At 42.8% G+C, this 26680-nt stretch carries 27 protein-coding genes; 1 reads left to right on the forward strand and 26 read right to left on the reverse strand.

Annotated features, from left to right (window positions below; all coding sequences use genetic code 11):
- Positions 1-59 precede the first annotated feature (59 nt).
- From JJ692_RS13310 to JJ692_RS13390, 17 genes are all read right to left on the reverse strand, one after another.
- Complete coding sequence (locus JJ692_RS13310; protein ID WP_024424192.1) at positions 60-305, reverse strand: KH domain-containing protein; 246 nt, start codon at positions 303-305, stop codon at positions 60-62.
- Positions 305-577 (reverse strand): 30S ribosomal protein S16, encoded by a 273-nt coding sequence (gene rpsP, locus JJ692_RS13315; protein WP_008344841.1) that lies wholly within the window; start codon positions 575-577, stop codon positions 305-307. The genes JJ692_RS13310 and rpsP overlap by 1 nt, the downstream gene beginning before the upstream one ends.
- A gap of 105 nt (positions 578-682) precedes the next feature.
- Positions 683-2023 carry a signal recognition particle protein gene (gene ffh, locus JJ692_RS13320; protein WP_024426967.1) on the reverse strand — a complete coding sequence of 447 codons (1341 nt, stop codon included), beginning with the start codon at positions 2021-2023 and terminating at the stop codon, positions 683-685.
- Between the two features lie 13 nt (positions 2024-2036).
- A complete protein-coding gene (locus tag JJ692_RS13325) occupies positions 2037-2369 on the reverse strand; it encodes a putative DNA-binding protein (RefSeq protein ID WP_012009935.1) in 333 nt (110 codons plus the stop codon).
- 143 nt (positions 2370-2512) lie between these two features.
- Positions 2513-3499, reverse strand: coding sequence for a signal recognition particle-docking protein FtsY (gene ftsY / locus JJ692_RS13330; protein ID WP_024424194.1), 987 nt, complete (start codon positions 3497-3499; stop codon positions 2513-2515).
- Positions 3500-3520: 21 nt separating this feature from the next.
- Positions 3521-7081, reverse strand: coding sequence for a chromosome segregation protein SMC (gene smc / locus JJ692_RS13335; protein ID WP_122631400.1), 3561 nt, complete (start codon positions 7079-7081; stop codon positions 3521-3523).
- Positions 7082-7186: 105 nt separating this feature from the next.
- On the reverse strand, positions 7187-7930 hold the full coding sequence (rnc, locus tag JJ692_RS13340) for a ribonuclease III (protein ID WP_008344850.1): 744 nt from the start codon (positions 7928-7930) through the stop codon (positions 7187-7189).
- 181 nt (positions 7931-8111) lie between these two features.
- Complete coding sequence (gene acpP / locus JJ692_RS13345; protein ID WP_003212028.1) at positions 8112-8345, reverse strand: acyl carrier protein; 234 nt, start codon at positions 8343-8345, stop codon at positions 8112-8114.
- Positions 8346-8426: 81 nt separating this feature from the next.
- A complete protein-coding gene (fabG, locus tag JJ692_RS13350; RefSeq protein WP_025092570.1) occupies positions 8427-9170 on the reverse strand; it encodes a 3-oxoacyl-[acyl-carrier-protein] reductase in 744 nt (247 codons plus the stop codon).
- Positions 9170-10114: an ACP S-malonyltransferase gene (gene fabD / locus JJ692_RS13355; RefSeq protein ID WP_206533872.1), complete on the reverse strand. Its 945-nt coding sequence runs from the start codon at positions 10112-10114 to the stop codon at positions 9170-9172. The genes fabG and fabD overlap by 1 nt, the downstream gene beginning before the upstream one ends.
- Before the next feature lie 16 nt (positions 10115-10130).
- Complete coding sequence (gene plsX, locus JJ692_RS13360; protein ID WP_024426965.1) at positions 10131-11129, reverse strand: phosphate acyltransferase PlsX; 999 nt, start codon at positions 11127-11129, stop codon at positions 10131-10133.
- A gap of 15 nt (positions 11130-11144) precedes the next feature.
- Positions 11145-11711, reverse strand: a complete 567-nt coding sequence (fapR, locus tag JJ692_RS13365) for a transcription factor FapR (RefSeq protein ID WP_024424199.1) — start codon at positions 11709-11711, stop codon at positions 11145-11147.
- 112 nt (positions 11712-11823) lie between these two features.
- Positions 11824-13872 carry an ATP-dependent DNA helicase RecG gene (gene recG, locus JJ692_RS13370; RefSeq protein ID WP_151039470.1) on the reverse strand — a complete coding sequence of 683 codons (2049 nt, stop codon included), beginning with the start codon at positions 13870-13872 and terminating at the stop codon, positions 11824-11826.
- The gene (gene sdaAA, locus JJ692_RS13375) at positions 13850-14752 is read right to left on the reverse strand and encodes an L-serine ammonia-lyase, iron-sulfur-dependent, subunit alpha (RefSeq protein WP_024424200.1); all 903 of its coding nucleotides are present in this window, start codon (positions 14750-14752) and stop codon (positions 13850-13852) included. Before sdaAA ends, recG begins: the two co-directional genes overlap by 23 nt.
- 20 nt (positions 14753-14772) lie before the next feature.
- Complete coding sequence (gene sdaAB / locus JJ692_RS13380) at positions 14773-15435, reverse strand: L-serine ammonia-lyase, iron-sulfur-dependent subunit beta (RefSeq protein ID WP_024424201.1); 663 nt, start codon at positions 15433-15435, stop codon at positions 14773-14775.
- Positions 15436-15583: 148 nt separating this feature from the next.
- The gene (locus tag JJ692_RS13385) at positions 15584-17257 is read right to left on the reverse strand and encodes a DAK2 domain-containing protein (protein WP_151039469.1); all 1674 of its coding nucleotides are present in this window, start codon (positions 17255-17257) and stop codon (positions 15584-15586) included.
- 15 nt (positions 17258-17272) lie between these two features.
- Positions 17273-17635: an Asp23/Gls24 family envelope stress response protein gene (locus JJ692_RS13390; protein ID WP_008344871.1), complete on the reverse strand. Its 363-nt coding sequence runs from the start codon at positions 17633-17635 to the stop codon at positions 17273-17275.
- A 271-nt stretch (positions 17636-17906) separates the two neighbouring features.
- Here JJ692_RS13390 and rpmB point away from each other — a divergent pair, with 271 nt between their 5' ends.
- A complete protein-coding gene (gene rpmB, locus JJ692_RS13395) occupies positions 17907-18095 on the forward strand; it encodes a 50S ribosomal protein L28 (protein ID WP_003212514.1) in 189 nt (62 codons plus the stop codon).
- Between the two features lie 69 nt (positions 18096-18164).
- On the opposite strand, the gene spoVM is transcribed toward rpmB, so the two are convergent.
- The 9 genes from spoVM to fmt form a co-directional block, all read right to left on the reverse strand.
- The gene (spoVM, locus tag JJ692_RS13400; protein WP_008354550.1) at positions 18165-18245 is read right to left on the reverse strand and encodes a stage V sporulation protein SpoVM; all 81 of its coding nucleotides are present in this window, start codon (positions 18243-18245) and stop codon (positions 18165-18167) included.
- Between the two features lie 71 nt (positions 18246-18316).
- The gene (locus JJ692_RS13405) at positions 18317-18961 is read right to left on the reverse strand and encodes a thiamine diphosphokinase (protein WP_087975454.1); all 645 of its coding nucleotides are present in this window, start codon (positions 18959-18961) and stop codon (positions 18317-18319) included.
- Between the two features lie 60 nt (positions 18962-19021).
- Positions 19022-19672 carry a ribulose-phosphate 3-epimerase gene (rpe, locus tag JJ692_RS13410; RefSeq protein ID WP_122631402.1) on the reverse strand — a complete coding sequence of 217 codons (651 nt, stop codon included), beginning with the start codon at positions 19670-19672 and terminating at the stop codon, positions 19022-19024.
- A 3-nt stretch (positions 19673-19675) separates the two neighbouring features.
- On the reverse strand, positions 19676-20572 hold the full coding sequence (rsgA, locus tag JJ692_RS13415; RefSeq protein ID WP_024424205.1) for a ribosome small subunit-dependent GTPase A: 897 nt from the start codon (positions 20570-20572) through the stop codon (positions 19676-19678).
- A 12-nt stretch (positions 20573-20584) separates the two neighbouring features.
- Complete coding sequence (gene pknB, locus JJ692_RS13420; RefSeq protein WP_044330695.1) at positions 20585-22540, reverse strand: Stk1 family PASTA domain-containing Ser/Thr kinase; 1956 nt, start codon at positions 22538-22540, stop codon at positions 20585-20587.
- Positions 22534-23304 carry a Stp1/IreP family PP2C-type Ser/Thr phosphatase gene (locus JJ692_RS13425; RefSeq protein WP_029706534.1) on the reverse strand — a complete coding sequence of 257 codons (771 nt, stop codon included), beginning with the start codon at positions 23302-23304 and terminating at the stop codon, positions 22534-22536. The genes pknB and JJ692_RS13425 overlap by 7 nt, the downstream gene beginning before the upstream one ends.
- 3 nt (positions 23305-23307) lie before the next feature.
- Positions 23308-24390, reverse strand: coding sequence for a dual-specificity RNA methyltransferase RlmN (rlmN, locus tag JJ692_RS13430; RefSeq protein ID WP_024424208.1), 1083 nt, complete (start codon positions 24388-24390; stop codon positions 23308-23310).
- Between the two features lie 3 nt (positions 24391-24393).
- A complete protein-coding gene (gene rsmB / locus JJ692_RS13435) occupies positions 24394-25737 on the reverse strand; it encodes a 16S rRNA (cytosine(967)-C(5))-methyltransferase RsmB (RefSeq protein ID WP_024426957.1) in 1344 nt (447 codons plus the stop codon).
- Positions 25724-26677 carry a methionyl-tRNA formyltransferase gene (gene fmt / locus JJ692_RS13440; RefSeq protein ID WP_206533873.1) on the reverse strand — a complete coding sequence of 318 codons (954 nt, stop codon included), beginning with the start codon at positions 26675-26677 and terminating at the stop codon, positions 25724-25726. The genes rsmB and fmt overlap by 14 nt, the downstream gene beginning before the upstream one ends.
- Positions 26678-26680: the final 3 nt, after the last annotated feature.

Below are 26680 nucleotides of genomic sequence, written 5' to 3' on the forward strand. Positions count from 1 at the left end.
ATAACGAAAAATAGATTTAAACGTGTAAAAAAAGGGGAGGTCCTAAGCCCTCTCCCTTTTTAGTCAGCAATCTCAAGTTGAACTTTCTTAGAAGACTCTGCACTTGCTGCAAAAATGACTGTTCGTATCGCTTTTGCTGTACGTCCCTGCTTTCCGATCACTTTTCCGGTATCTTCAGCATTGACAGACAGTGTGTAAATCACCTGCTCATCTTTTTCTAATGAAGATACGTGAATATCTTCAGGGAAATCAACAAGTGGCTCGACGATGGACACAATCAATTCTTCCAAGGACAGCTCATTCATTATTTGCTGTTTTTCGCATTATGAAATTTTTCAAGAATTCCTTGGCTTGAGAAAAGGTTGCGAACTGTATCAGATGGTTTCGCACCATTTTGAAGCCATTTAAGCGCTAATTCTTCGTTGATTTTCACCTCAGCTGGTGATACCACTGGGTTGTAAGTTCCAACTGTTTCGATGAAACGACCGTCACGTGGTGAACGAGAATCTGCTACAACAATACGATAGAAAGGAGATTTTTTTGCTCCCATACGTTTTAAACGAATTTTTACTGCCATTTTACTAGCACCTCCGAAAATATTTCAACAAGATAGTATATTAACAATGATAAAAGGGTTGGTAAAGTGTTTTTTCTTAACAACGGTTTTATCATGTATAACCAATTACATAAATGGTAATTTAAAGCCCTTTTTCTTTCCTTTGGACATGTTGGTCATTTGCTTCATCATCTTTTTCATTTCATCAAATTGCTTTAAAAGGCGATTGACTTCCTGTACAGATGTTCCGCTTCCTTTTGCAATCCGTTTTCTTCGGCTTGCATTGATGACCTCTGGCTGTTCTTTTTCCTGAGTCGTCATTGATTTAATGATCGCTTCGATGTGATTGAGCTGCTTTTCGTCTACTTGGACGTTTTTGAGCCCTTTCATTTTACCGGCTCCCGGCATCATTTGGATCAGTTCATCAAGTGGACCCATATTTCGAACTTGGCCAAGCTGCTCGAGGAAATCATCGAGCGTGAAGCTCATTGTCCGCATTTTTTGCTCAAGCTCTTTCGCTTTATCTTGGTCGACGTTTGCCTGTGCTTTTTCAATCAGCGTGAGCACATCTCCCATGCCAAGAATTCTTGATGCCATCCGCTCTGGATGGAATGGTTCAATCGCATCAAGCTTTTCTCCTAGTGCAGCGAATTTAATCGGCGTATTGGTGACAGCTCGAATAGAAAGTGCTGCACCGCCTCTTGTATCACCATCTAGTTTTGTGAGAACGACACCTGTTAAACCAAGCTGTTCATTAAAGCTTTTTGCGACATTGACCGCATCTTGACCTGTCATAGAGTCAACAACTAGGAAAATTTCTTCTGGATTCGCTACTTCTTTTACTTTCTGAAGTTCATCCATTAATTCTTCATCGATATGAAGACGTCCTGCTGTATCTAAAATGACATAATCATGGTGTTCTTCTTTCGCTTTTTCAATTGCCTGTTTGGCAATTTCGACAGGGCTGACTTGATCACCTAATGAAAACACCGGCATATCAAGCTGTTTCCCGAGCGTTTGAAGCTGCTGGATTGCTGCTGGTCGGTAAATATCAGCAGCCACCATCATCGGCTTGCGATTATGTTTTTTGCGAAGTAAATTGGCAAGCTTCCCAGTTGTGGTTGTTTTACCTGCCCCTTGAAGACCAACCATCATAATGACGGTCGGAGATTTTTTCGCTACAGCGATCTTACTCTCTTCTCCGCCCATTAATTCAGTGAGTTCTTCTTTTACAACTTTAATGACCTGCTGTCCAGGGGTAAGGCTTTTCATGACCTCTTGTCCAACTGCCCGCTCACTTACTTTTTTCACAAAGTCTTTGACTACTTTAAAATTGACGTCAGCTTCAAGAAGGGCAAGGCGTACCTCGCGCATCATTTCTTTTACATCTTGCTCTGACACTTTTCCTTTGCCGCGGATTTTTGAAATCGTCTGCTGCAGTCGGTCGGCTAATCCTTCAAATGCCATACTGTGCCGCCTCCTAATCTAATTTCTCAAGCGATTCAATTAAAGCTTCTGCTTCTTCTGTTTGCGCAGAATCAGCTACAAGCTCTCTCATTTTTTTGAGAAGTTCTTTACGCTCTTTAAATTTCTTAAACAAGAGCAGCTTTTCTTCATATTGTTCAAGCATCGCTTCAGTCCGTTTAATATTATCATAAACAGCCTGCCTTGATACTTCATATTCATCCGCAATTTCACCGAGGGAAAAATCGTCTAGGTAGTAAAGCGACATGTAGCTCTTTTGCTTTGCGGTCAACAACGATTGATAGAAGTCAAACAAGTAATTCATTCTCGTTGTTTTTTCAAGCGTCATGGGCTCTCTCCCCTTTGTTAAGTTCATTCCCTTTACATCAACTAAGTTTACACGGTTCTCTTCTGAGTGTCAAGTTTTTATCTTGTCACTTCATGAAGCGGCGTATAAATAAAAATGCCAGCAGTTTCGCCGGCATTTTTTTGTTAGTCTTGTTGATCAATTACGTCTGAGAATAATCCATACACATACGATTCTGCATCAAACTCTTGCAGATCGTCCACCTTTTCACCTAAACCAACAAGCTTCACGGGAATGTTCAGCTCATTTCGAATCGCAAGAACGATCCCGCCTTTTGCAGTACCGTCAAGCTTTGTTAAAGCAATCCCTGTCACATTTGTCGCTTTAGAAAATTCCTTGGCTTGTGCCATGGCGTTTTGACCCGTTGTCGCATCAAGAGCGAGCAATACTTCATGAGGTGCATCAGGAACCTCGCGCTCAATGACTCTCTTGACCTTCTCCAGCTCTTTCATCAAGTTGACTTTGTTTTGAAGTCTTCCTGCTGTATCGCAGATGAGGACATCCGCATTTTTCGCTTTTGCTGATTGAACGGCATCATAGATCACCGCTGCTGGATCAGAGCCTGCTGTTTGTTTGACGACAGGAACACCTGAACGCTCTCCCCACACTTCAAGCTGCTCGATGGCACCGGCACGGAACGTATCACCTGCTGCTAAAATGACGGATTTCCCTTCATTTTTCAGCTTGTTTGCAAGCTTGCCGATCGTCGTTGTTTTCCCAACACCGTTGACGCCTACAAATAAAATGATATTCAAACGCCCGTCTTCAATGTTCAGCGCAGAGATTTGTTCCTCTCCGCTATTGTAGATATCAACCAGTTTTTCAGAAATGACCGCTTGTACTTCGCTTGGGTCTTGAATGTTTCTTAATTTCACTTCTTTTTTCAGCTCATCAATCAGTTCCATCACAGTTGTGAAACCGACATCAGCTCCAATCAGAACCTCTTCCAGCTCTTCAAAAAAGTCTTCGTCGACCTTGCGATAGCGGGAAATCAGTTCATTTACTTTTCCTTGGAAGGAGTTTCTCGTTTTTTCGAGTCCATCTTTAAACTTTTCTGATACTGAATCGGTTTGCTGCGTAAATTTTTCTTTTAATTTCTTAAAAAAGCTCATTGGTTCAAAAACCTCCTTTAATTACTGGACAAGCTCTTTCGTTTCTTCTAGTTTGACAGATACAAGCTTAGAAACACCTGATTCCTGCATGGTCACGCCGTAGAGCACATCGGCTTCTTCCATTGTTCCCTTGCGGTGCGTAATGACAATGAACTGTGTTTCCTGGCTGTATTTCTTTAAATATTGCGCAAAACGGAAAACATTTGCTTCATCAAGTGCCGCTTCTACCTCATCTAACACGCAGAATGGAACAGGTCTCACTTTTAAAATAGAGAATAGTAAAGCGATCGCTGTTAAGGCTCTCTCTCCGCCTGAAAGAAGGCTTAAGTTTTGCAGTTTTTTCCCTGGCGGCTGCGCGACAATATCAACGCCAGAGTTGAGTAAATCATTTGGATCTGTCAGCTTAAGATCTGCTCTCCCACCGCCAAATAATGCTTGGAAAACAGATTCAAAATGCCCGCGGATTTGAGAGAATGTCTCAGAGAAACGCTTTGTCATCTCTTGATCCATTTCTTCGATGACTTGGAATAATGTATTTTTTGCTTCTGTCAGATCATTTCGCTGTTCTGTTAAGAAGAGATAGCGTTCATTCACACGTTCATACTCGTCAATGCTGCCTAAGTTCACTGTTCCAAGCTCTTCAATCGCTAGTTTGATCAGCTTCACTCGTTTTCTTGCTTCATCTGGCGATAACGTCAACTGATACATCTCTTTTGCTCCTTCAAATGAAAGAGCATATTCATCGTTCAAATAAGCGATCAGGTTATCGAGCTCGACTTCCATACGGCCAAGCTTAATCTCTTCATCTTTTAAGCTTGTGGTGAGCTGCTTATACAAACGTTTTTGTTCTTTAAGCTCACGTTCAGCGAATTCTAATGTTTCAGAAAGAGCGAGACGCTGCTTACGACGCTCTGAAATGAGGGCGGTTGTTTTGTTTTTGTTTTCCAGCTTCTCTTTCGCCGCTTCTTCCAGCTGTTCGGCTCCGCTTGAACTAGATGACATTTCACTTGTTAAGAGTGACAGATCTTCTTTTGTTTCCATCAGCGTCTGTTCAGCCTCTTCTAATTCAGCCATTAAGCTCGAAAGCTTTTCTTGTTCATTCGCTAAGGACTGCTCTTTTTTGGCAAGCGAGATTTTCAGCTCTGTTAATTCAGCTGAAATGGTTTCCTTCGTTGAGCTTTGCGTCTGCTTACGCTTTGTTAATGTATTGATTTCTTGATCAAGAGCCGTCAGTTTCTCACCTATAGAGGCTTCTAGAGCGACCTGCTTTTTGTCCTTATCCGCGAGTTCAGTAGAACGCTGCTGCAATTCTTCTTTTTCTTGATCATAGAGCTCAAGATGAGCATTGATATTTTTTTCTGCAACTTGCAGTTCGTATAGCTTCCCTTTGAGATCTTGCTGCTTTTCACGAAGCGTTTCGCCGCGCTGACGCAGTTCGTTTAATTGGCCTTCGTTAGCTCCGATCAATTGCTTTGTTTCTTTTGTTTCTTTTTCAAGGATCGTTGTTTTCTCTTCCATTTCAACGAGTTGCTTTGTTAACGTTTCGATCTCCCGGTTTCTTGAAAGAAGAGAGTTGTTCTTTTTCTTTACGCCGCCACCAGTCATTGAACCGCCGGGGTTTACGACATCTCCATCAAGGGTCACGATGCGGTAACGATGTCCAAGCATTTTCGCCAGTTCATTGGCGCCTTTTAAGTCTCTAACGATCAGCACAGTTCCAAGCAAATTCTGAATCACCTTTTGATACTTTTCGTCAAAAGAAACGAGGTGACTCGCTACGCCGATAAATGCACCGTGCTGCTCTGCTGTTTGAACATCTCTGAGCTGAATTGTTCTTTCTTTGATCACGTTCATTGGCAGGAAGGTTGCACGTCCAAAGGAGTGCTGCTTTAAGTAACCAATCGCTTGTCTCGCAGCTGCTTCATTTTCTGTAACGACGTGCTGCGTCGCTGCACCTAGCGCAATTTCAATCGCTGTCTCATACTGCTGATCCGTTTGAATCAGCTCTGCAATGGCACCATGAATACCGCCTAACCGTTCTTTTGCCTTTAAGACCTCTTTCACTCCTTGGAAAAAACCTGAGAAGTCTTCCTGCATGGATTCAAGCATTTCTTTTTTGGATTTTGCCTGCTGTACGTATTGATAGGCTTGGTAAAGAGCCGTTTCTTTTTTCTCGTATTGACGCTTTATTTGCTCAAGCTTTTGTTCTGCTTCTCTAAAGCGTTTGACTTGAGCCAGAATGTCTTCTTCCAGTGCTGAAAGCTGCTGCTCAGCTTCTGTTTTCTTTTCTTTAACAGACACCCGTTCTTCGATATGTTTTTGGTTATTTTGCGTCAGCCGCTCTAGCTGCATCGCTGCTTGGCGCTGCTGTTCTTCTAGTAATTTACGTTCATTACGGATGGAAGCCTGTTCATTGAGCAGATCAAAATAATCGCTTTTCAGCTGTTCAATTTGACCTTCCACATCTTCACTATGAAGCGACAGTTGATGCTGCTTTGTTTTCACTTCATCTTTTAGCTGGTGCACTTCTTTTTGCAGGCTGTCCCGAGTGATTTTCTGCTGCTCAATCTTTTCGGTTAACAGCGACTGCTTTTCAGTTAAACGAATGAGCGTTTCTTCAAGCTGTCCTTGGTTTGCGGCCGCATTTTTTTTCCGTTCTTTTAGCACTTCTTTTTTACCTTCAAGCTTTTCTAATTCTTCACTTGTGAAAAGAAGAACTTCTTGCAGGTCATTAATTGATTCGTCAAGCGCTTGAATGCGGTCTCTAGACTCTTCAATTTTGGCTTCTTTTGCTTGGATATCTGTAGACTGCTTCATTTCATCTTGTTTGAAGCGCTCGACTGCTTCACCAAGTGTTGTCCATTTTTCATGAAGTGCTTCGATGTCATGGACAGTTAGGGCAATTTCGACATTTTCAAGCTCTTCTTTTTTTTGCAAATAGTCCTTTGCAATGGATGCTTGCATTCTTAATGGTTCTACTTGATCTTCTAGTTCATGCAGAATATCTTCTACTCGGTTTAAGTTGTCCTGCGTTTCAAACAGTTTATTTTCGGCTTTTTTCTTTCTTGTTTTATATTTTAAAACGCCAGCCGCTTCTTCAAAAATACTTCTTCTCTCTTCTGCCTTGCTTGATAGAATTTCCTCTACCTTTCCTTGGCTGATGATTGAAAAAGCTTCCTTTCCAAGACCTGAATCCATGAAAAGATCAATAATATCCTTTAAGCGGACAGATTGATTGTTTATGAGAAATTCACTTTCGCCTGAACGATAAACCCTTCTTGTCACACTGACTTCATGAAAATCGATCGGTAAAAAGTGATCTTCGTTATCTAACGTTAAAGTCACCTCTGCTAGATTGACTCTTTTTCTTGAGTCACTTCCTGCAAAAATGATATCTTCCATTTTTCCTCCGCGGAGGCTTTTCGCTGATTGTTCTCCAAGTACCCAGCGGATGGCATCGGTAATATTACTTTTGCCGCTTCCGTTTGGTCCAACAACAGCTGTGACCCCTTTAACAAAGTCCACGGTCACTCGCTGTGCAAATGATTTGAATCCTATCACGTCTAAACGTTTGAGGAACATGAGAGTGATCCTCCTTATGTATTTAAAGTACTATCATCTTACCATATGAAGTGAAAAAAGATGATGGAAAACAGAGTGAAATCCCCCTGAATAACGAGGGGGATTTTATTGGTTCATATGATGTTTCTGCAATTTAGCAAGTGCTTCCTGTGCAGCGTGCTGTTCTGCTTCTTTTTTAGAGCGTCCATTTCCAATTCCGAGCACTTCACCTCGAAGGGATACATTTGCTTCAAATTCCCGGTTGTGTGCAGGCCCTTTTTCATGCAGGATACGGTATTCAAGCACACCTTTTCCATCGCGCTGTACAAATTCTTGCAGCTGGCTTTTAAAGTCCATGACGTGCGAGAATGCTCCATCGTTAATTTTCGGATAAACGTACGCTTCTAGGAACCGTTCAACCGGCTCAAGTCCTTGATCTAAATAAAGTGCACCGATAAACGCCTCGAATACGTCCGCTAAGAGTGCTGGGCGTTTTCTGCCGCCTGTCATTTCTTCGCCTTTTCCTAAAAGAACAAGGTCACCGAAGGACAGCTCGTGTGCCAGTGATACAAGTGACGGTTCACATACGATCGCCGCTCTTAGTTTCGTTAAATCTCCCTCGCTCATCGCTGGATATTTTGCAAATAAGAATTGAGAAATGGTCAATTCTAAAACAGCATCTCCTAAAAATTCAAGTCTTTCATTATCCTCGTATGGCTTTTTCCGGTGTTCATTCACATAAGAGGAATGGGTAAAGGCTTGATATAGAAGCTTTTCATTTTTAAAGTGTACAGAAATGCGCTGCTGGAATTCTCTAAATTGCTCTAGTTTTTTGCTCTGTTTCTGTTTGTCTTTATATTGTTTTGGCATAGCAACCTCCAGGTAGGCGTAATCGCCTTTAAGGATACTGATTATATGGAGTCTCTCTTTCTACATGCAGGGAAACATTGCTCCCAGCATCTGAAAAAGGCTGACAATTGATCAGCTGAATGTGTTGAAACTAACATAAATTTTCAAAGTCCCGTCGAAAGTAGACGGGACTTTGTTACGCTTATTGCTGGCTATTTATGTAGTTCACAGCGTCACCGACTGTTGCAATTTTTTCAGCATCTTCGTCAGAAATTTCCATATCGAACTCATCTTCAAGTTCCATAACTAGCTCAACTACATCAAGGGAATCAGCGCCTAAATCTTCTTTAAATGAAGCTTCCATTTTCACGTCAGCCTCATCAACGCCAAGGCGGTCTACAATAATTTTTGATACACGCTCTAATACGTCTGCCATTGCCTTTCACCTCCCCTCAAAGTATTATAGTTGAATTGTTTTTAAAAAACTAGAGAAAACCTAATGAAATTTTGATATTTCTTAGGACATGACCATTCCGCCATCTACTTGGATGGTTTGGCCTGTAATATAACCTGCTCCTTCTGAAGCTAAAAAGACAACGACGTTGCTAATATCTTCAGGTGCACCAAAGCGTGCGAGCGGAATTTGCTTGAGCATTTCCGTCTGTACATTTTCATCAAGCTTGTCTGTCATATCTGTTGAAATAAAGCCTGGTGCTACTGCATTAACAGTAATATGACGGGTTGCCAGCTCTTTTGCTGTTGTTTTCGTTAATCCGATGACACCAGCTTTTGCTGCAACATAGTTTGCTTGTCCAGGGTTACCACACACACCAACGACTGAAGCCAAATTGATGATTCTTCCGCTTCTTTGCTTCATCATTTGACGTGTCACGGCTTTTGTACAGTTAAAGACACCTTTTAAGTTTATGTTAATGACATCATCCCATTCATTCTCTTTCATTCTCATGAGCAGGTTGTCCTTTGTGATCCCTGCATTATTCACAAGAATGTCAATTGAACCAAAGGTATCAATTGCTTGTTTCATCATGGATTGTACTTCTTCAGCATTTGAGACATCAGCTTTCACAGCAAATGCCTGCTGGCCGAGTGCTTTGATTTCATCTACGACTTCATTTGCTTTTGCTTCGTTTCCAGAATAGTTCACGACAACATTTGCACCACTTTTCGCTAGATCGATCGCGATGGAACGACCAATCCCGCGTGATGCTCCTGTTACAACGGCTGTTTTATTTGTAAGCATCAAGAATCCCCCTTGAGTGTTTGAATGGCTGCTTCAATTGTTTCTTGATCTGAAACGGAAATCGTCGTCAGACGGCGATTCACTTTTTTCACAAGACCTGAAAGCACTTTGCCAGGACCAATTTCAATAAATGTTGTCACACCTAAATCAATGAGGCGTTCCACACTTTCTTCAAAACGAACTGGAGAATACAGTTGTTCAATGAGCTTTGTCTCAATTTCATCACGAGAAGTTACGATGTCTGCTGTTACGTTTGAGATGACCGGAGTTTTCGCATCTGCAATGTCCAGCTTTGACAAAACATCTGTAAATTTTTCAGCGGCTGGTTTCATTAATGCAGAATGGAAAGGTCCGCTTACTTCAAGGGCAATTGCACGTTTTGCGCCTTTTTCTTTCGCTTTCTCTGAAGCAAATTCTACTCCTTTTGCTGTACCAGAGATCACGATTTGACCAGGACAGTTTAAGTTAGCGAGCTCTACAAGGTGACCGCTCTCTGTCACTTCTTTTGTCACTTCTTCAAGTGCCGCTTTGTCTAAGCCAAGAATTGCTGCCATGGCGCCTTCTCCTGCTGGAACAGCTTCATTCATTAATTCTCCGCGCTTTCTGACTGCATAAACAGCATCTTTAAACGAAAGTGCGCCTGCTGCAACAAGGGCAGTGTATTCACCAAGACTGTGTCCTGCTGCATAATCTGCTTTGATTCCGCTCTCTTCAAATTTCTTTAAGATGGCGATACTTGTCGTTAAAAGAGCTGGCTGCGCGTTAAAGGTGAGCGTCAGTTCTTCTGTATCCCCTTCAAAAATCATAGAAGATAAGTCAAACCCGAGGGTATTGTCTGCTTCTTCAAAAACAGCTTTAGATACTGCTTCTTGGTCAAATAAATCTTTTCCCATGCCAATTTTTTGAGAGCCTTGGCCTGGGAATAAAAATGCAATTTTAGTCATGCTGCTTTACCTCCAATTAAGACTCTTTCGTCGTTTCTTTTTGGACTTCTTGATGAATGATAGCTGAAACATCTTTTTCTACGATATCACGGGCCTGACGAATTGCATGGAAAATGGCATTTTCATCAGAAGAGCCGTGCGCTTTAATAACAGGTGCCTTTAAACCAAATAAAGCAGCACCGCCATATTCAGAGTAATCCATTTTAGATTTCATCTGCATCAATTTCGGCTTCATCATGCCTGCTGCTATTTTTGCTGTGAAGCTTGATGTTAAGGTTTCTTTCAGCATTTTAAAGACAGAAAGGGCTGTGCCCTCAATCGTTTTAAGCGCAATATTTCCAGTGAAACCATCTGTGACAACAACGTCAGCAACACCTTCTAATAAGTCACGGGACTCTACATTTCCTACAAAATTCAAGTCGGAAGCTTTTAATAATTCAAAGGTTTTTTTCGTTAAATCGTTGCCTTTTTTATCTTCTGTTCCTACATTTAGCAGTCCAACACGCGGATTGCTCTTTGGGAAAACACGCTCTGCGTAGATGGATCCCATCATGGCATATTGCACGAGATGTTCTGGTTTAGCATCAACGTTGGCACCAACATCTAGTAATAAGAAGCCGCTGCCATCCAGTGTTGGCAAAGTTGGGGCAAGGGCTGGTCTGTCAATACCGTCAATTCTGCCTACGATAAACAGTCCCGCTGTCATGAGGGCGCCAGTATTTCCTGCTGAGATGCAGGCATCTGCTCGTCCCTCGGATACTTCCTGCGCCATTTTCACCATAGATGAATCCTTTTTACGTCTGACTGCACGCACTGGTTCATCTGTCGGTTCAATGACTTCTTTTGCATCTAAAATCGTGATGCGGTCGTTGTTTGTTATGTATGGTTTAATTTTGTTTTCATCGCCGACAAGTGTAATCTCGATATCTGAAAATGCTGTTAAGCTTTTTTGCACACCGTCAATAATGGCTTTAGGGGCATGATCTCCCCCCATTGCATCGACTGCAATTCTCATATTACGTGCCACCTTTTACTTTTGTTTTGAGCGATACATGACGAAGTCACCTGAGAAGACAACTTCCTCACCAACATAGCTGTTTACTTCAACTACGGTTCTTCCTTTTTCTTTATCATGTGAGGCTACTTTGGCTTTAGAGACGACTCTTTCGCCTTGTTTCACCTGCCTTGTAAACCTGATATTCGCTTTTGCTGTCAAAGCCAGTTCATCGTCAATGACGGCAACTGCCAGCGAATTTGCCTGGGCGAAGAGATGATGTCCCCTGGCAATTTGGTTTCGGCTGAATACATGCTCTTTTCTCACTTCTAAAATGGAAATGGCTTGATCATCAAGCTCTACATCAATCATTTCTCCAATCACTTCATCCAGTGGAAGTGACTTTACTTCATCCTCTAATGTCTTTTCGGCCACATGCTTAATTCTTTCGCGTAATTCAGGGATCGACAGCTCTAAACGATCAAGACGAACCGTTTGTATGCTGACACCGAATTTACTTGCCAATTCTTCATCAGTAATGAATGGAGTCGAGCTGATCGTTTGCTGGAGAAGCTTTTGACGTTCTTTTTTATTTAGTTTCATATGCAGACACCATCCGTACATTTATGACTAGGTACTAATAGTAGTATATAATCTCATAGATGATAAATCAATCCTTGTTTCAAAAAGACAAGAAAATTCCTCCAGCGTTTGATCAGCTTAATTTATCTCCTCCCAGCACACCGCTGTCTATCAGCGTTTGCCGAAGTTCTTTGTATTCGGGATCAGTCCAAAAGGCGTCCGATTGGACAAGATCTGCTGCATCTTTTCTAGCCGTTTCCAGCGCTCTATAGTCGTGAACCATATCTGCTACCTTAAATTCTGGCATCCCGCTTTGTTTTTTACCGAAGAAATCGCCGGGTCCTCTTAGTTCTAAGTCCTTTTCAGACAGCTCAAAGCCATCGGTTGTTTCGGACATGATCCGCATCCGCTCTTTCCCCGTTTCTGACTTCGGATCAGCCATTAAAATACAAAATGATTGATGCTCTCCTCGTCCGACCCGGCCTCTTAACTGATGAAGCTGAGACAGTCCGAAACGGTCTGCATCATAAATGACCATGATGGTTGCATTCGGCACGTTGACCCCGACTTCAACAACTGTGGTTGAAACGAGAATTTGTACTTCATTTGCGGTAAAGGCTCTCATGACCTGATCTTTTTCATCACTCGCCAGCTTCCCATGCATTAAGCCGATCGACCACTTGCCGCGGTATGCCTCAGTGAGCATGCTATGGACATCAAGCGCATTTTGGACATCAAGCTTGTCTGATTCTTCAATGAGCGGACAAATGATATATGCCTGTCTTCCTTTTCTCAGCTCTTTATCCACAAAAGCAAGAATTCTCTCAAGCATGTCATGCTTCACCCAATACGTTTCGATTTGTTTTCTGCCAGCTGGCAATTCATCAATGACGGATACGTCCATTTCTCCAAAGACAGTGATCGCAAGTGTTCGCGGAATAGGTGTGGCCGTCATAAACAAGACATCTGGGTCCTGTCCTTTACTTCGCAGTTTTTTCCGCTGCTCTACGCCAAACCGGTGCTGTTCATCTGTGATGACAAGACCGAGCTGCTGAAATTCGACTTCGTCTTGAATGAGCGCGTGCGTGCCGACTAATATGTCAATCTCGCCTTCTTTTAAACGTTCAAGCAATTCTCTGCGTCTCTTTCCTTTCACAGAGCTTGTCAAAAGGGCGATATTCAGCCCCCATTTTTCAAACAGCTGGTAAAGTGAATCGGCATGCTGCTCTGCCAAAATTTCTGTTGGGACCATTAATGCACCTTGAAAACCTGATAAATGAGCGGCATAAAGCGCAATGGCTGCAACAGCTGTTTTCCCTGAACCTACATCTCCTTGAAGCAGCCGGTTCATTCGATATGGAGACGCCATGTCCGACATGATTTCATCAAGTACTCTTGATTGTGCCTTCGTCAGCGGAAATGGCAGGCTGTTAACAAACTCAAAAACAGCCTCTTTGGAAAACGGATGCTGGATGCCTGATGTTCTCTCTCGTTCTTTCTTTCTAATCGCCTGCATCTTCAGCTGAAAAATGAGAAATTCCTCGTACACAAAACGGCGTCTTGCTTGCTTGAGCGAGTCTCTTGTTTCTGGAAGATGAATGGCTTTTAATGCTTCCTGATAGGACATGAGTTTATAGGCAGAGACAAGCTGATTTGGCAATGGATCTTCAGCTTTGTCTGCATAAAGTGACAAGGCCTGCTTTACAAAGCGCCTCATCATTTTCACGGTCACATTTTCTTTTACAGAATAAACGGGCTCTATACTGCCATCTTGCTCGTGCGTCCCTTTTTTAAATTCCTGCACCATGATAGATTGACGGTTTTTATCCCATTTTCCTGTAACGGAAACTGTATCACCTAACACAAGGCTTCGTTTTAAATATGGGCGATTGAAACAAATCGCTGTAATGAGAAAACGCCCGACAAGCAGCCTGAATGTCAGCCTGCTTCGTTTTTTTCCATAATAGGTGAGAACGGGCTCACTATGTACTTTTCCTTCAACTGTGACACGTTCGTCATGTTTGACTTCTTCTAAGTTACGAAGCTCATAGTCGTCATATCGATAAGGAAAGTAGCCGAGTAAATCGGCTACTGTGTAGATTCCAAGTTCATTGAGTGTTTTTTCGGTTTCCTCTCCAATCCCCTTCAGGACAGAGACATTATCTTGCAGTTTCTGTATCACGAGATGAGGTCACACCTCCGAAAATCTTCTTTTCAAGCTCTCTTGCTGTCGGTGTCGCAGCGAGACCGCCTTGTGCAGTTTCGCGAAGAGCTGTTGGCATCGTTTGACCGATTTTGTACATCGCATCAATGACTTCATCACAAGGAATGCGGCTTGTGATGCCAGCAAGAGCCATGTCTGCTGCGATCATCGCGTTAGATGCACCCATTGCGTTTCGTTTCACGCAAGGTACCTCGACAAGTCCCGCTACTGGATCGCAAACAAGTCCAAGCATATTTTTCAGTGTAATCGCCATTGCTTCTGCAGATTGCTGCGGTGTACCGCCTGCCATCTCGACAATCGCTGCTGCCGCCATACCTGATGCAGAACCTACCTCTGCCTGACAGCCGCCTGCTGCACCGGAAATGCTCGCGTTATTCGCCACAACAAAACCAAATGCGCCAGAAGTAAATAGGAATCTGACCATTTGTTCCTTTGTTGGCTTTAATGTTTCTTTTACTGCAAATAACGTACCTGGTACAACACCTGCTGAGCCTGCTGTAGGCGTTGCACAAATGGTTCCCATTGCGGCATTGACTTCATTTGTTGCAACTGCTTTACTGACAGCATCTAATATCGTATGACCAGACAGTGTTTTGCCTGATGCGATATAGGCTTGAAGTTTGACTGCATCTCCGCCTGTTAAACCTGATAATGATTTCACACCCTTCAGCCCGTTTTCAACGGCCTGCTCCATCACTTCTAGGTTGCGGTACATCTGGGAGAAAATTTCTTCACGTGACTTCCCTGTCACTTCCATTTCTTGCACAATCATAATTTCTGAAATGGAGGTATTCCGTTCTTCTGTTAGCTGCACGAGTTCTTTGACGTTTTTAAACATCATTCATAACCTCCTTGTTGTTACTCTGCAATTTGTGTGACTTGAATAATGTTTGGCAGCGTTTCAAGCTCTGATAGGACAGCTGGGTCAATATTTTGATCCACTTCAATGGTCATCAGTGCCTCTTGCCCGACATCTTTACGCGCCACTTCCATATGACCGATGTTGATGGCGAATTTCGCTAGGACATTAGCAACTGCCGCAATCGTCCCGTAGCGATCGTTATGAACCACAAGAATGGCAGGGTGATTCCCTGAAAGCCTGAGCTCAAAGCCATTTAATTCTGTGATTTCAATTTTACCTCCGCCGATGGAAATCCCGATTAGTTCAAGGCTTCCGTTCGCATCTGAAATCTCTACTTTTGCTGTATTCGGATGCGCCGGCACCGCCTCTTCTTCTTTAAATTCAATGTCGATCTCTTTGCTTTTTGCAATATCGATCGCTGTTTTGATTCGTTCATCAAATGTATCAAAGTCAAGAACACCGCCAATAATGGCGACATCTGTACCGTGTCCTTTATACGTATCTTTAAAAGAACCATAAAATGAAACGACAATTCGTTTCGGTTCTCTTCCAAATAAGCTGCGAGCTACTCTCCCTATACGAGCCGCACCCGCTGTGTGCGAACTTGATGGCCCAATCATGACAGGTCCAATAATATCAAACACACTTCTAAATTTCATAGGTCTTCCCCTCTCATCACCACTCGCGTATGGTTTGGTTCTTTCTTTAGACTAATGGATTCATTCGTTTCCCGCAACTCATTTCACCGTGGAATGGCTAGTAAAAAATTGCAAAAGAAGAAGAAGGGCTTTATTTGCCCTTCTTTCGTTATTCAACCGCCAAAATATATGAATAAAGCGGCTGTTTTCCATCGTGGACTTCAACTTCTACATCTTCAAATGTTTCTTCAATAAAGGCTTGCAGTGCATCCAGTTCATCAGATGATGCATCTTCCCCTTTAATGATGGTGACAATCTCATCATCTTCTGTCACCATTTTGGTGAGAAGTTCTTTTCCTGCATCTAATTGATTTTTCGCTGTTAAGGTGATTTTCCCGTTGAACAGACCCATATAGTCACCTTTGGCAATGTCGATGCCATCAATTTGAGTATCTCTCACTGCAAAGGTAATTTGCCCGCTTTTCACATGGTCAATCGCTTCTAGCATCGCTCTTTCGTTGTCTTCATTTGAAGCTGCTTCATTGAGAGAAAGAAGTGCCGACATTCCTTGAGGAACGGTCTTCGTCGGAATGACAACGACCTCACGGTTTGAGACAGTTGCCGCCTGTTTAGCTGCCATGACAATATTAGAATTATTAGGTAAGATAAAGACGGTTTCGGCATGTACGCTTTCTATTGCTGTGACAATGTCTTCTGTGCTCGGATTCATCGTCTGTCCGCCTTCAATGACGACGGAAGCTCCGATGCTTTTGAACAAGTCAGCAATTCCTTCTCCCATTGCGACACTGACGACGCCAAAGCGCTGTTTTTCAGCAGCAGGTGCTTTTGGTGCAGCAGGCACATGTTCTCTTTCTTCGTTCACGATTGAGCTATGCTGCTCTCTCATGTTTTCTATTTTCATATTAATTAAGCTGCCGTAGCGCTGTGCATAGGATAAGACATCTCCTGGCTGCTCTGCATGAATATGAACTTTCGCCAGTGTATCGTCAGATACCACAAGAAGTGAATCTCCGAATTCACTTAAGTCTTCTCTGAAGGCATTCTCATCAAAGGACTGTTTGTCTTCTTCAAATTTCACCATAAATTCAGTACAGTAGCCAAATTCGATATCTTCTGTGTTCATGTGGCTTTGCGCACTTTTATGATGCTCAGCACTAACGAGTTCTTTTAGCGTAGGTAAAGAAGCCGCTTTAGGAGGAAGCTCTTCTCCTCTTAATGAAGCAAGGAAACCTTCATATACGCATAGAAGTCCTTTACCTCCACTATCGACAACACCCACTTCTTTTAACACAGGAAGCAGATCTGGCGTTCGATCAAGTGATGCTCTTGCTTCCTCAATCGTTAACTCTAAAACGCGGTCAATTTGATCCTCTGCTGCCGAAACAGCAACCGCTTTCTTTGCTGCATCCTTTGCAACTGTTAAGATCGTTCCTTCAATCGGTTTCATCACGGCTTTATATGCTGTATCAACACCCGCCTGTAAGGCAAGAGCAAATTCTTTTGCATCAATCGTTTCTTTTTGTTCAATATGTTTACTGAAACCTCTAAAGAGCTGTGACAGGATCACGCCAGAGTTTCCTCTTGCGCCCATCAATAACCCTTTCGAGAGGGCCACGCCGACCTTCCCAATATGATCGGTATTTGTTTCTTCAACTGCTTTTGCCCCTGAAGTCATCGACAAATTCATATTTGTCCCCGTGTCTCCGTCTGGCACTGGAAAAACATTTAACGCATCAACAATTTGTGCGTTTTGAGAAAGATGGTGAGCACCTGCAAGAATCATTTTTGCAAATGAACGGCCATCAAGATTTCTAATAGACAATATATTTCCTCCTTACTACGGGTTCGTAACTTTTACTCCTTGTACATAAATGTTGACCGAGTCAACAGAAAGTCCGATTGTGTGATGAATCGTATATTTGACTTTCGTTTGAACATTATGTGCGACTTCTGATATTTTTGTACCGTAGCTGACGATGATGTACATATCAATATGAATGCGGTCTTCTTTTTGACGCACAAGAACACCCCGGCTGAAGTTCTCTTTGCGGAGAATATCCGTCAAGCCGTCCTTGATTTGATTTTTGGACGCCATGCCAACAATACCATAGCAATCGATCGCAGCGCCTCCTGCCACCATTGCAATGACTTCATTTGATATATCAATTTGTCCGTATTTCGTTCTAAGTTCAATGGACACATTGGTTCCCCCTTTTTGAGAAATTGCCCTGAGTTATCACTATTTTACTATAAGACCCTTCTTTTTAAAAGAAATCATTCAATCCGACCCAATCCTACTTATACTATAGCCTTGATTTTTTATCAAGATGTCAAGGTATTTTTCTTGAAAGAGGAGTAAACAATCCTTGCAAACCCCTTGAAGCTGTGGTAAATTATTAAAGTATCTTGAGGCATCTCTAAGTACGTATATGAAGAATATGATGATGTTTTCGCAGTTAGGAGGGAAACAAATGGCACGTAAATGCGTTATTACAGGCAGAAAAACAAAAGCTGGGAACAACCGTTCTCACGCAATGAACTCTACAAAACGTACATGGGGCGCGAACCTTCAAAAAGTTCGTATTCTAGTGGACGGTAAGCCTAAAAGAGTATATGTATCAGCTCGAGCTTTGAAATCTGGTAAAGTTGAGCGTGTATAAGCAAGAGTAAACGCCTGCTACAATAAACTGTAGCAGGCGTTTTTATGTGGAAATAAAGGAGATTACTCATTAATCTTTTTTAAATGAACCAAGCATCGCACGGACAATGCCGCCAAGAAATCTAGGCAGTTTGATTGTATAAAATTTCATTTTGTCCCCCTCCTAAAAGTACCGCTTGCAGCACAATTGAGCTTAATCAGCCATCCACATTGATAGGTTGGTCAATCTTTGCTTCTTACCATTATTAATATGCCTTCATGAAAAGAAAAAGTACCATTTGAGTGGATGAGTTCGTTACTAATACATAGTGTGGAACCAGGCTCAATATGACAATTTTTCAGAGGATATTTGAAACCTTTTAATGTCAGCTTTTCAACCGATGTACCAAAGGGCAGAAACGACACATATTTTTTATCAGGGTCTTCTTTTATTTCGTATGTACCAGGTCCAAACATTTGAATGATATTTTGCTTATCTATAAGAGTGATGTTCTGCTTGTGCTGAATGCCTTGATATAGAAGGTGAATATTTCCTAGAAAGTGATCAGCTCTTCCTCCTGTAATGCCGTAGATGTGAATATGCGCTGGGTGCTGGCGCATGGCCCAGTTCAGCGCAAGCTCTAAATCGGTTTCATCCTTTTCAGCCTGAAATACATTCAGGGCAGGCAATTTCTTTTTCAGCTCACAAAGCTCTTCTTCTGTTACACTGTCAAAATCACCAAAAGCCTTGGCAGGCATGATGCCGTGTTCTAGTAAAAAAAGCGTCCCCCGGTCTACACCGACCCAGAGAATATCGTCCTGTGATGCTTCCTGTTCAAGGGGCGGGATGTATTTAAAAGGACCGCCGGCTACGATATGTATGTGCATGATATACGCTCCTCTCCATGTAAAAAGAACCAAAGATCAGAGTGACTTTGGTTCCTTTTTTTACGCTTCTCGAATGGCCTGAATGGCGGCTGCACGGTTGTTTTTACCGTATACCGCTGAGCCGGCCACAAGTAAGTTAGCGCCCGCCTCTTTACAGCTCTTTGCAGTCTCTACATTGACACCGCCGTCTATTTCTATGAGTAAGTCTGATAATCCCTTTTGTTCGCTAAGGGACTTCACTTCTTTTACCTTCTCGAGGACAGATGGAATGAACGCCTGTCCGCCAAAACCAGGATTCACCGTCATGAATAAGACAAGGTCTACGTCCTCTAATACATGCTCAATCTGGGAAACAGGTGTGTGCGGGTTCAAGACGACCCCTGCTTTTACACCTTGTTCTTTTATGTGCTGTATCGTGCGGTGCAAGTGCGGACAAGCTTCTACATGGACAGAAATAATATCAGCACCTGCTTTTGCGAATGCAGGAATATACCGGTCTGGCTGTTCAATCATTAAGTGAACATCGAGCGGTAGCTTTGTATGCGGTCTGATTGCTTCCACAACATTCGGACCAAATGTAATATTCGGTACAAAATGGCCGTCCATCACGTCGATATGAATGTAATCCGCTCCGCCTTGTTCCACATCACGGATATCTTTCTCCAAATTGGCGAAATCTGCTGATAAAATGGAAGGGGCAATATAAACCATGAGTTAGTACCTCGGCTTTCTGTCTTTGATTTCAGTTAAAAACTCTAAATAATGCTGATAGCGATACGCTCTGATTTGCTCTTGTTCGACCGCGCCTTTTACCGCACAGCCAGGCTCTTTCACGTGCAGACAGCCTCTAAACTTACAATCTGCACTCCGCTCTTTGATTTCTAAAAAGTAAAGGCCTAAATCTTCCGCTTCGATGCCGGTAAATTCGAGCGAGCTAAAGCCAGGTGTATCTGCAATGAGCCCTTCTGCTGTACGAATGAGTTCGACATGTCTTGTCGTATGCTTCCCCCTTCCAAGATGAGAGGAAATATCATTGGTTTTCAGCGCCAAATCAGGACTCATCGCATTTAAAAGGGAGGACTTACCTACACCAGACTGACCGGCAAATACAGTGATTTTATTGTGAAAATGCGGGGTCAGCTTTTCAATTCCGTCTCCCTCGATCGTGGATGTTACATGAACATCATATCCAATTTGCCGATAGTCCTCTGCATAGCCTTGAATACTTTCACGCTCTTCATCTGTTTTCAATAAGTCCATTTTTGTGATACAGATAATCGGCTTAATATCATTTGCTTCCACCAGCACTAGAAATCTGTCTAAAAGCGATGTGCTAAAGGTCGGTTCTGTCGCAGAGAAAACGAGCACCGCTTGATCGACGTTACTAATAGGCGGACGAACAAGTTCGTTTGTCCGCTCTTTTACTTCTAATAAATAGCCTTCTTTATCGTTATCCGCTTGATATACGACATAATCTCCAACTAGAGGTGTGATTTTGTTTTTTCGAAAAATGCCTCTCGCTCTGCACTGAATCACTTTTCCACTTTCTAGAGACTCATCGAGCACATAATAAAATCCGCTTAATGCTTTAATAATTTTGCCCTCAGGCATAAAGTCCCTCCTTTATTCATCGTCAGGGTATTCGATTGTTTTAGAGCTTACGACTTTATCATCAACCGTCACTTGATAGTATCCTTTTTGACCTGGTTCAATCTTAAATTTAATGGTCCGTTCAGTTGGTGCAGTGATGTTAAAGGTTTCATATGAATCAGAAATGCTATGCTCAGCATCGTCAATGGAAATCTGAACGGTCATCTCTTGCCCTTCAGTGACTGGCTCATACGGGATGGCAATCTTCTCAGTAACCGTTTTAGCCGGTTTTTTCTTCGGTCCGAGTGAGAAGGTGATCTTAACCGTATCCCCTGGTTTCACAGCAGTACCTGCTCCTGGCTCCTGCTTCATGACCTCACCTTTTGGTACATCATCAGAATACGCTTCTTTTTCATCAAGCTTTAATCCGTTATCCTCTAAATAATTCGATGCAGCCTGTTTACTATATGTCGTTAAATCCCGCAAAGTAATATCGGCAGGACCTATGCTGACCGTCAACGTCACTTCTTCATCTGCTGCCACAAGCTCAGTACTCGCTGAAGGTTTCTGTTCCATGACAATCCCAGATTCGGTGTCATTATCATTTACTTCCTCCACAACAACTTGCTTAAACCCTTTTTTCTCTAATAATTCTTTTGCTTTATCGACCTTTTCACCTGTTACATCAGGTAATTCGGTCTTTTCCTTGCCCGAACTTTGGTACAGCTGAATCTCGGTGCCTTCTTTTACCTTTGTGCCGATTTTCGGGTCTGTTTTGACAACAAGCCCTTTTTCAATTTTCTCATCAGCGATCTCAATTGGTTCAGAGGCAACGGTAAAACCGGCTTTCTTCAAGGTGTCCTCTGCTTTTTCAATCGTCATGCCAGATACATCAGAGACCTCAACATCTTTTGGAAAGAGCAGTCCGGGAAACACAGTGATGGCTAAAATGGTCGCAGCCGTTAGAATAAACAGGATGGATGCCACAACCCATGGCCATTTTTTTCGTTTCTTTTTCGGCTTTTGTTTCTCTTTTTTCTTCGGTTTTTGCACCGGATGGACAGCTGTTTTTTCATTGTCTTCATCGACTTGATGATCTTGAATGATTGGGATCGCTTTCGTTGCTTCATGATCCTCTTCAATGACAAAGCGTTTTTCTTTTAGTCTTGAAGGGTCGAAAGCAGTTTGCAGATCTTTTTGCATTTCAGATGCATCTTCATATCGATAAAATGGATCTTTGGCCATTGCCTTTAAAATGATGTTTTCCACGCTTTGTGGAACAGAAGGATTCCACCTTCTTACAGATGGCGGCTCTGATTGCAAATGCTTCAGCGCAACACTGACAGCTGATTCCCCTTCAAATGGCATGCGTCCAGAAATGAGTTCATAGAGCACAATTCCAAGTGAATAGATGTCTGACTTTTTCGTCGCAAGACCTCCGCGGGCTTGCTCTGGAGACAAATAGTGCACGGATCCTAGAACCGAATTTGTGTGGGTGATGGTCGCTGAGCTGAGTGCAATGGCAATCCCAAAATCAGTGACTTTAATATTCCCCATGTTGTCTATTAATATATTGTGAGGCTTAATGTCCCGGTGGACGAGCTGCTTTGCATGGGCTTCTTCCATTGCCGCAACCACTTGCTCCATAATGCGAACGGCTTCTTTCGGATGAAGCGGGCCATTGGCATGTATGTATTCTTTCAGCGTCATCCCTTCGACATATTCCATGACAATATAATAAATGTCATCTTCTTCCCCTACATCGTAGATGCTGACAATATTTGAATGATCTAAACTTGCGGCTGACTGCGCCTCACGCCGGAAACGTCTAATAAAATCATCATCGCTTGCAAAGTCAAAGCGCAAAATTTTAATCGCGACTTCGCGATCTAAAATCATATCCTCCGCCAAATAAACGTTTGCCATTCCGCCTCCGCCTATGACGCGAAGAATCTGATAACGGCCGCTGATCCGTTTTCCGATCAACACTTGCTGTCACCCTCCTCTGGCTGGGAGGAGATTTCTAACAATACTGCTGTAATGTTATCTTCACCGCCGTTGTCATTCGCTGTTTGGATTAATGCTGTTACTTTTTCATCTGGTGCGGTCGTTTGGTTTAAAATATGAATCAAATTCTCTTCTTCTACTTTATTTGATAAACCATCTGAGCAAAGCAGGATTTGATCTCCTGGATCCACTTCAAAGGTATGTGCATCGATTTGAACGTGTTTATCTGTTCCTAATGCTTTCGTAAGCACATTTTTTCTTGGATGATATTCTGCATCCTCTTTAGAAATTTCACCTGTTTTCACAAGCTCATTTACAAGTGAATGGTCATCTGTTAGCTGGGTCAGTGCTCCTTCTCTTAGCAAGTAGCAGCGGCTGTCGCCAATATGGGCAATTGTGACCGTTTGCAAATGAACGAGCGCACAAACAATGGTTGTCCCCATTCCTTGGCATTCCTCATTGTTTTTCGCATGTTCATATACTTGATCATTAATGTCACTTATTTTTGAGATTAACCAGCTTTCTTGCTCTGCTGGTTTTGCTGGGATTGATGATGTTTCTTCCCAGTATTCTTTTAAAGAAGAGACGGCCATCCTACTGGCGACATCACCAGCAAGATGACCTCCCATTCCATCTGCTACAACAGCTAGAAGGGTGTCTTCTTTTGCTTCAAAAATACCTGCATCATCTTCATTATGCTGACGGACTTTTCCTGTATCGGTTTGAAAGGCTGCCCTTATCAACATTCGTCACCTCGTCTCTTCCTGACGCTCCTTCGCTCTTAGCTGACCGCAAGCAGCATCAATATCATGGCCTTGCTCTCGTCTAATTGTTACGTTTACGCCGCGTTCCTTCAGCGTTTTTTCAAATAGGAAGATTTGTTCTCTCGGTGTTCTTACATAATCCCTTTCCGGTACATAGTTCACCGGAATGAGGTTCACGTGGCACTTGATTCCTTTTAATAAGTCTGCAAGCTCTTCTGCATGATGAACTTGATCATTTACTCCGCCAAACAGGCCGTATTCAAAGCTGACACGTCTCCCCGTTTTTTGAATGTAGTATTCAATGGCTTCCATTAATTTTGGCAGCTTATATGCTTTATTGATCGGCATCAGACGGCTTCTGATCTCTGTGTTCGGTGCATGCAGAGAGACAGCAAAATTGATTTGCATTTGCTCATCAGCGAATTGATAGATCTTTGGAATGATTCCGCTTGTCGACACTGTAATATGACGCGCGCCAATATTTAAGCCGTTGTCATGGTTGATGATTTTAAGGAAGGCAAGCATTTCGTCAAAGTTATCAAACGGTTCGCCAATTCCCATGATGACAACCGAGCTGACTCTCTCATCTGTTTCGTCAAGTGCCTGCTGCACTTTCAATACTTGAGCAACGATTTCTCCTGCTTCAAGGTTTCGTTTTAACCCGCCAAGTGTAGATGCACAGAATGTACAGCCAATTCGGCAGCCAACCTGAGTTGTAACACAGACAGAGTTTCCGTATTCGTGGCGCATCAGTACTGTTTCAATCGTATAGCCATCATGTAATTCAAATAAAAACTTGATCGTTCCGTCTTGAGACGTTTGTTTGATCACGGTTTTTAATGTAGTGATCGCAAATTGATTTTTTAATTTTTCTCTTAAATCCTTTGAAAGGTTAGACATATCGTCAAAGGATGTCACACGTTTCTCATAAAGCCACTCGAAAATTTGAGCTGCGCGGAAAGGCTTTTCGCCTTGTTCTTTTAACCATTCTTTCATTTCGTGAAGCTCAAATGAGTAGATCGACGGCATTTCTGTCTTCAGTTCTTTTCTTACTTTTTGTTCTGTCATTTTTTATCCCTTCTTTCTCATGCTGCAAATAAAGAAACCATCTGTTCCGAAATAATGAGGAAGAATTTGTACACTTCCGTTTTGAACAAACGGAGCAACCTGCTCAGGCAGCCGTTCATTAAGAGATAGATCGGGTTCGAAGTCTTGGTGTTCTTGTAAAAACGCATGAATCACTTGTTGATTTTCTGTTGGGTCCATTGTACATGTACTGTATACAAGGGTTCCGCCCGGTTTTAAAAGCGGGGCCGCTTCCTTTAAAATGGCCTGCTGGATAGCCGCAAGCCTTGCTGAGTCTTCTTGTGACTTTGTATATTTCATATCTGGTTTTCGTCTAATGACGCCAAAACCGGAACACGGTGCATCAATGAGAATACGGTCAAACGAAGCTTCGCTGTAATAGTCTGCCGCTTTCCTTGCATCAAGTGCTTTTGCCTCAATGTGAGTAAGGTTTAGACGTTTTGCTGCTTGTTTGATGAGTTTCACTTTGTGTTCATGTAAATCAAGAGAAACAATTTTGCCCTCATCATTCATACGTTCTGCAATATGTGTTGATTTTCCGCCAGGAGCCGCACAGGCGTCAAGCACCGTTTCTCCCGGCTGAGGGTCGAGCGCTCTTGCGACAAGCATCGAGCTTTCATCTTGTATCGTCACATAGCCTTCTTGAAAAGAAGGGGTTGAGACGATGGACCCTTTCATGAGCTTAAGTGCATCTTCAGATAAGTCGCCAAGCTCCGTTTCAATGCCTGCATCCATTAGTTTTTGCTGCAGTGCCGTGCGGTCAGTTTTCATTCGATTGACACGAAGGGTTTGCTTTGGCGGAACTAAATGAATGCGGCACATGCTTTCTGCCGCTTCAAACCCGTACGCCTGAACCCACTCCTGCACAAGCCACAATGGGTGGCTTGTCTCAATGGACAGCCGCTTTACAGGGTCTTTGATCGCATCAAATGACGGAACGCCTTCTCTTTGCACGGAACGAAGAACACCGTTCACAAGTGAAGAAATGCCTTTGTGCCCTCGCTTTTTCGTTAGCTCGACAGCTTCATGAATGGCTGCACGATCTGGTATTTTTTCAAGGTACACCATTTGATAAAGAGACATCCGCAAAAGCTGCATCACCCATGGAGCGACCTTTTGCGGTTTTTTCACAAAGGGCGTCAGCATATAATCTAATGCCAGCTTATTCTGCAGTGTACCATATACAAGCTCTGTTAACAGCGGTTTGTCCTGATCAGCTAAGTCTTTATCTTTCATGACTGACTGCAACAGCAAATTACTGTAAGCTTGGTTTTGTTCGAGTTTGATTAAAGCGTCCAGCGCTACTTCTCTCACATTACTTTTCTTCATTCATTAACCCTAATTTCTGTCCAATTTCGATATTTGCGCCTCTTAAGAAGTCTTCGCCGCTCATTTTTTTCTTACCAGCTGGCTGCACACCTGTTAATAAAAGGCCTTGCTCATTCCCCGTTCCAATGACCGGACCTTCTTTTTGAAGTTCAATCACTTTCCCTGGTTCTTCTTGCACTTGAAGCGGAACCTTTTTCGCTTCCCATACTTTTAGATGAGCGCCGTTCCATTCAGTATAGGCAACTGGCCAAGGATTTAGCCCGCGAACTTGGTTGTAAAGCTCTTCACCGGTTTTTGTCCAGTCTAATCTTTCTTGCTCCCGCTTAATATTTGGTGCGTATGTGGCCGCTTCTTCATTTTGCGGAATCGGAGAAATAGACCCGCTTAGAACGTTTGGCACCGTATCTTTTAGCAGCGTGGCACCAGCTGCACTTAATTTGTCATGCAATGTTCCGACATTGTCTAATTCATCGATTTCTACTTCTACTTTACTGATCATGTCACCTGCATCAAGTCTTTCCACCATGTACATGATGGTAACGCCTGTTTTCTTTTTGCCTTGAAGGATCGCATAATGGATCGGCGCGCCGCCTCTTAGTTCTGGCAGGAGCGAGGCATGAACATTGATACAGCCAAACTGAGGTTCATCGAGTAATCGCTTTGGTAAGATTTGTCCAAATGCCGCTGTGACGATTAAATCCGGCTGTAATGCAAGCACCTTATCAATTTCTTCATCAAGGCGCACCTTTTCAGGCTGCAACACAGGAATGCCGTGCTTTAAGGCTTCCACTTTTACAGGAGGCGGTGTGAGCACTCGTTTTCTTCCTTTTGGGCGGTCTGGCTGCGTGACAACCCCTACCACTTCGTATCCTTCTGTTATCAGTGTTTGCAGCACAGGTACTGAGAAATCAGGGGTTCCCATAAATACGATACGTGCCATTTT

It is taken from the genome of Bacillus sp. 3a (genome assembly GCF_017161885.1).
Lineage (GTDB): Bacteria > Bacillota > Bacilli > Bacillales > Bacillaceae > Bacillus > Bacillus safensis.

Coding starts and splice junctions, on each gene's coding strand:
- acpP (WP_003212028.1), bottom strand. CDS start 8,345: ATGGCAGACGTATTAGAGCGTGTATCAAAAATTATTGTAGACCGCCTT.
- rsmB (WP_024426957.1), bottom strand. CDS start 25,737: ATGAAGAAAAGTAATGTGAGAGAAGTAGCGCTGGACGCTTTAATCAAA.
- fmt (WP_206533873.1), bottom strand. CDS start 26,677: ATGGCACGTATCGTATTTATGGGAACCCCTGATTTCTCAGTACCTGTG.
- ffh (WP_024426967.1), bottom strand. CDS start 2,023: ATGGCATTTGAAGGATTAGCCGACCGACTGCAGCAGACGATTTCAAAA.
- smc (WP_122631400.1), bottom strand. CDS start 7,081: ATGTTCCTCAAACGTTTAGACGTGATAGGATTCAAATCATTTGCACAG.
- rpe (WP_122631402.1), bottom strand. CDS start 19,672: ATGGTTTATATTGCCCCTTCCATTTTATCAGCAGATTTCGCCAATTTG.
- plsX (WP_024426965.1), bottom strand. CDS start 11,129: ATGAGAATTGCAGTCGATGCAATGGGGGGAGATCATGCCCCTAAAGCC.
- sdaAB (WP_024424201.1), bottom strand. CDS start 15,435: ATGAAATTTAGAAGTGTGTTTGATATTATTGGACCTGTCATGATTGGG.
- ftsY (WP_024424194.1), bottom strand. CDS start 3,499: ATGAGCTTTTTTAAGAAATTAAAAGAAAAATTTACGCAGCAAACCGAT.
- rpsP (WP_008344841.1), bottom strand. CDS start 577: ATGGCAGTAAAAATTCGTTTAAAACGTATGGGAGCAAAAAAATCTCCT.
- rpmB (WP_003212514.1), top strand. CDS start 17,907: ATGGCACGTAAATGCGTTATTACAGGCAGAAAAACAAAAGCTGGGAAC.
- rsgA (WP_024424205.1), bottom strand. CDS start 20,572: ATGCCTGAGGGCAAAATTATTAAAGCATTAAGCGGATTTTATTATGTG.
- JJ692_RS13425 (WP_029706534.1), bottom strand. CDS start 23,304: ATGTTGATAAGGGCAGCCTTTCAAACCGATACAGGAAAAGTCCGTCAG.
- fapR (WP_024424199.1), bottom strand. CDS start 11,711: ATGAAACTAAATAAAAAAGAACGTCAAAAGCTTCTCCAGCAAACGATC.
- JJ692_RS13325 (WP_012009935.1), bottom strand. CDS start 2,369: ATGACGCTTGAAAAAACAACGAGAATGAATTACTTGTTTGACTTCTAT.
- rlmN (WP_024424208.1), bottom strand. CDS start 24,390: ATGACAGAACAAAAAGTAAGAAAAGAACTGAAGACAGAAATGCCGTCG.
- sdaAA (WP_024424200.1), bottom strand. CDS start 14,752: ATGTTTAAAAACGTCAAAGAACTCGTGCAGCTAACAGAAGAACGGAAT.
- rnc (WP_008344850.1), bottom strand. CDS start 7,930: ATGCCAAAACAATATAAAGACAAACAGAAACAGAGCAAAAAACTAGAG.
- JJ692_RS13405 (WP_087975454.1), bottom strand. CDS start 18,961: ATGCACATACATATCGTAGCCGGCGGTCCTTTTAAATACATCCCGCCC.
- spoVM (WP_008354550.1), bottom strand. CDS start 18,245: ATGAAATTTTATACAATCAAACTGCCTAGATTTCTTGGCGGCATTGTC.
- fabG (WP_025092570.1), bottom strand. CDS start 9,170: ATGCTTACAAATAAAACAGCCGTTGTAACAGGAGCATCACGCGGGATT.
- JJ692_RS13310 (WP_024424192.1), bottom strand. CDS start 305: ATGAATGAGCTGTCCTTGGAAGAATTGATTGTGTCCATCGTCGAGCCA.
- fabD (WP_206533872.1), bottom strand. CDS start 10,114: ATGACTAAAATTGCATTTTTATTCCCAGGCCAAGGCTCTCAAAAAATT.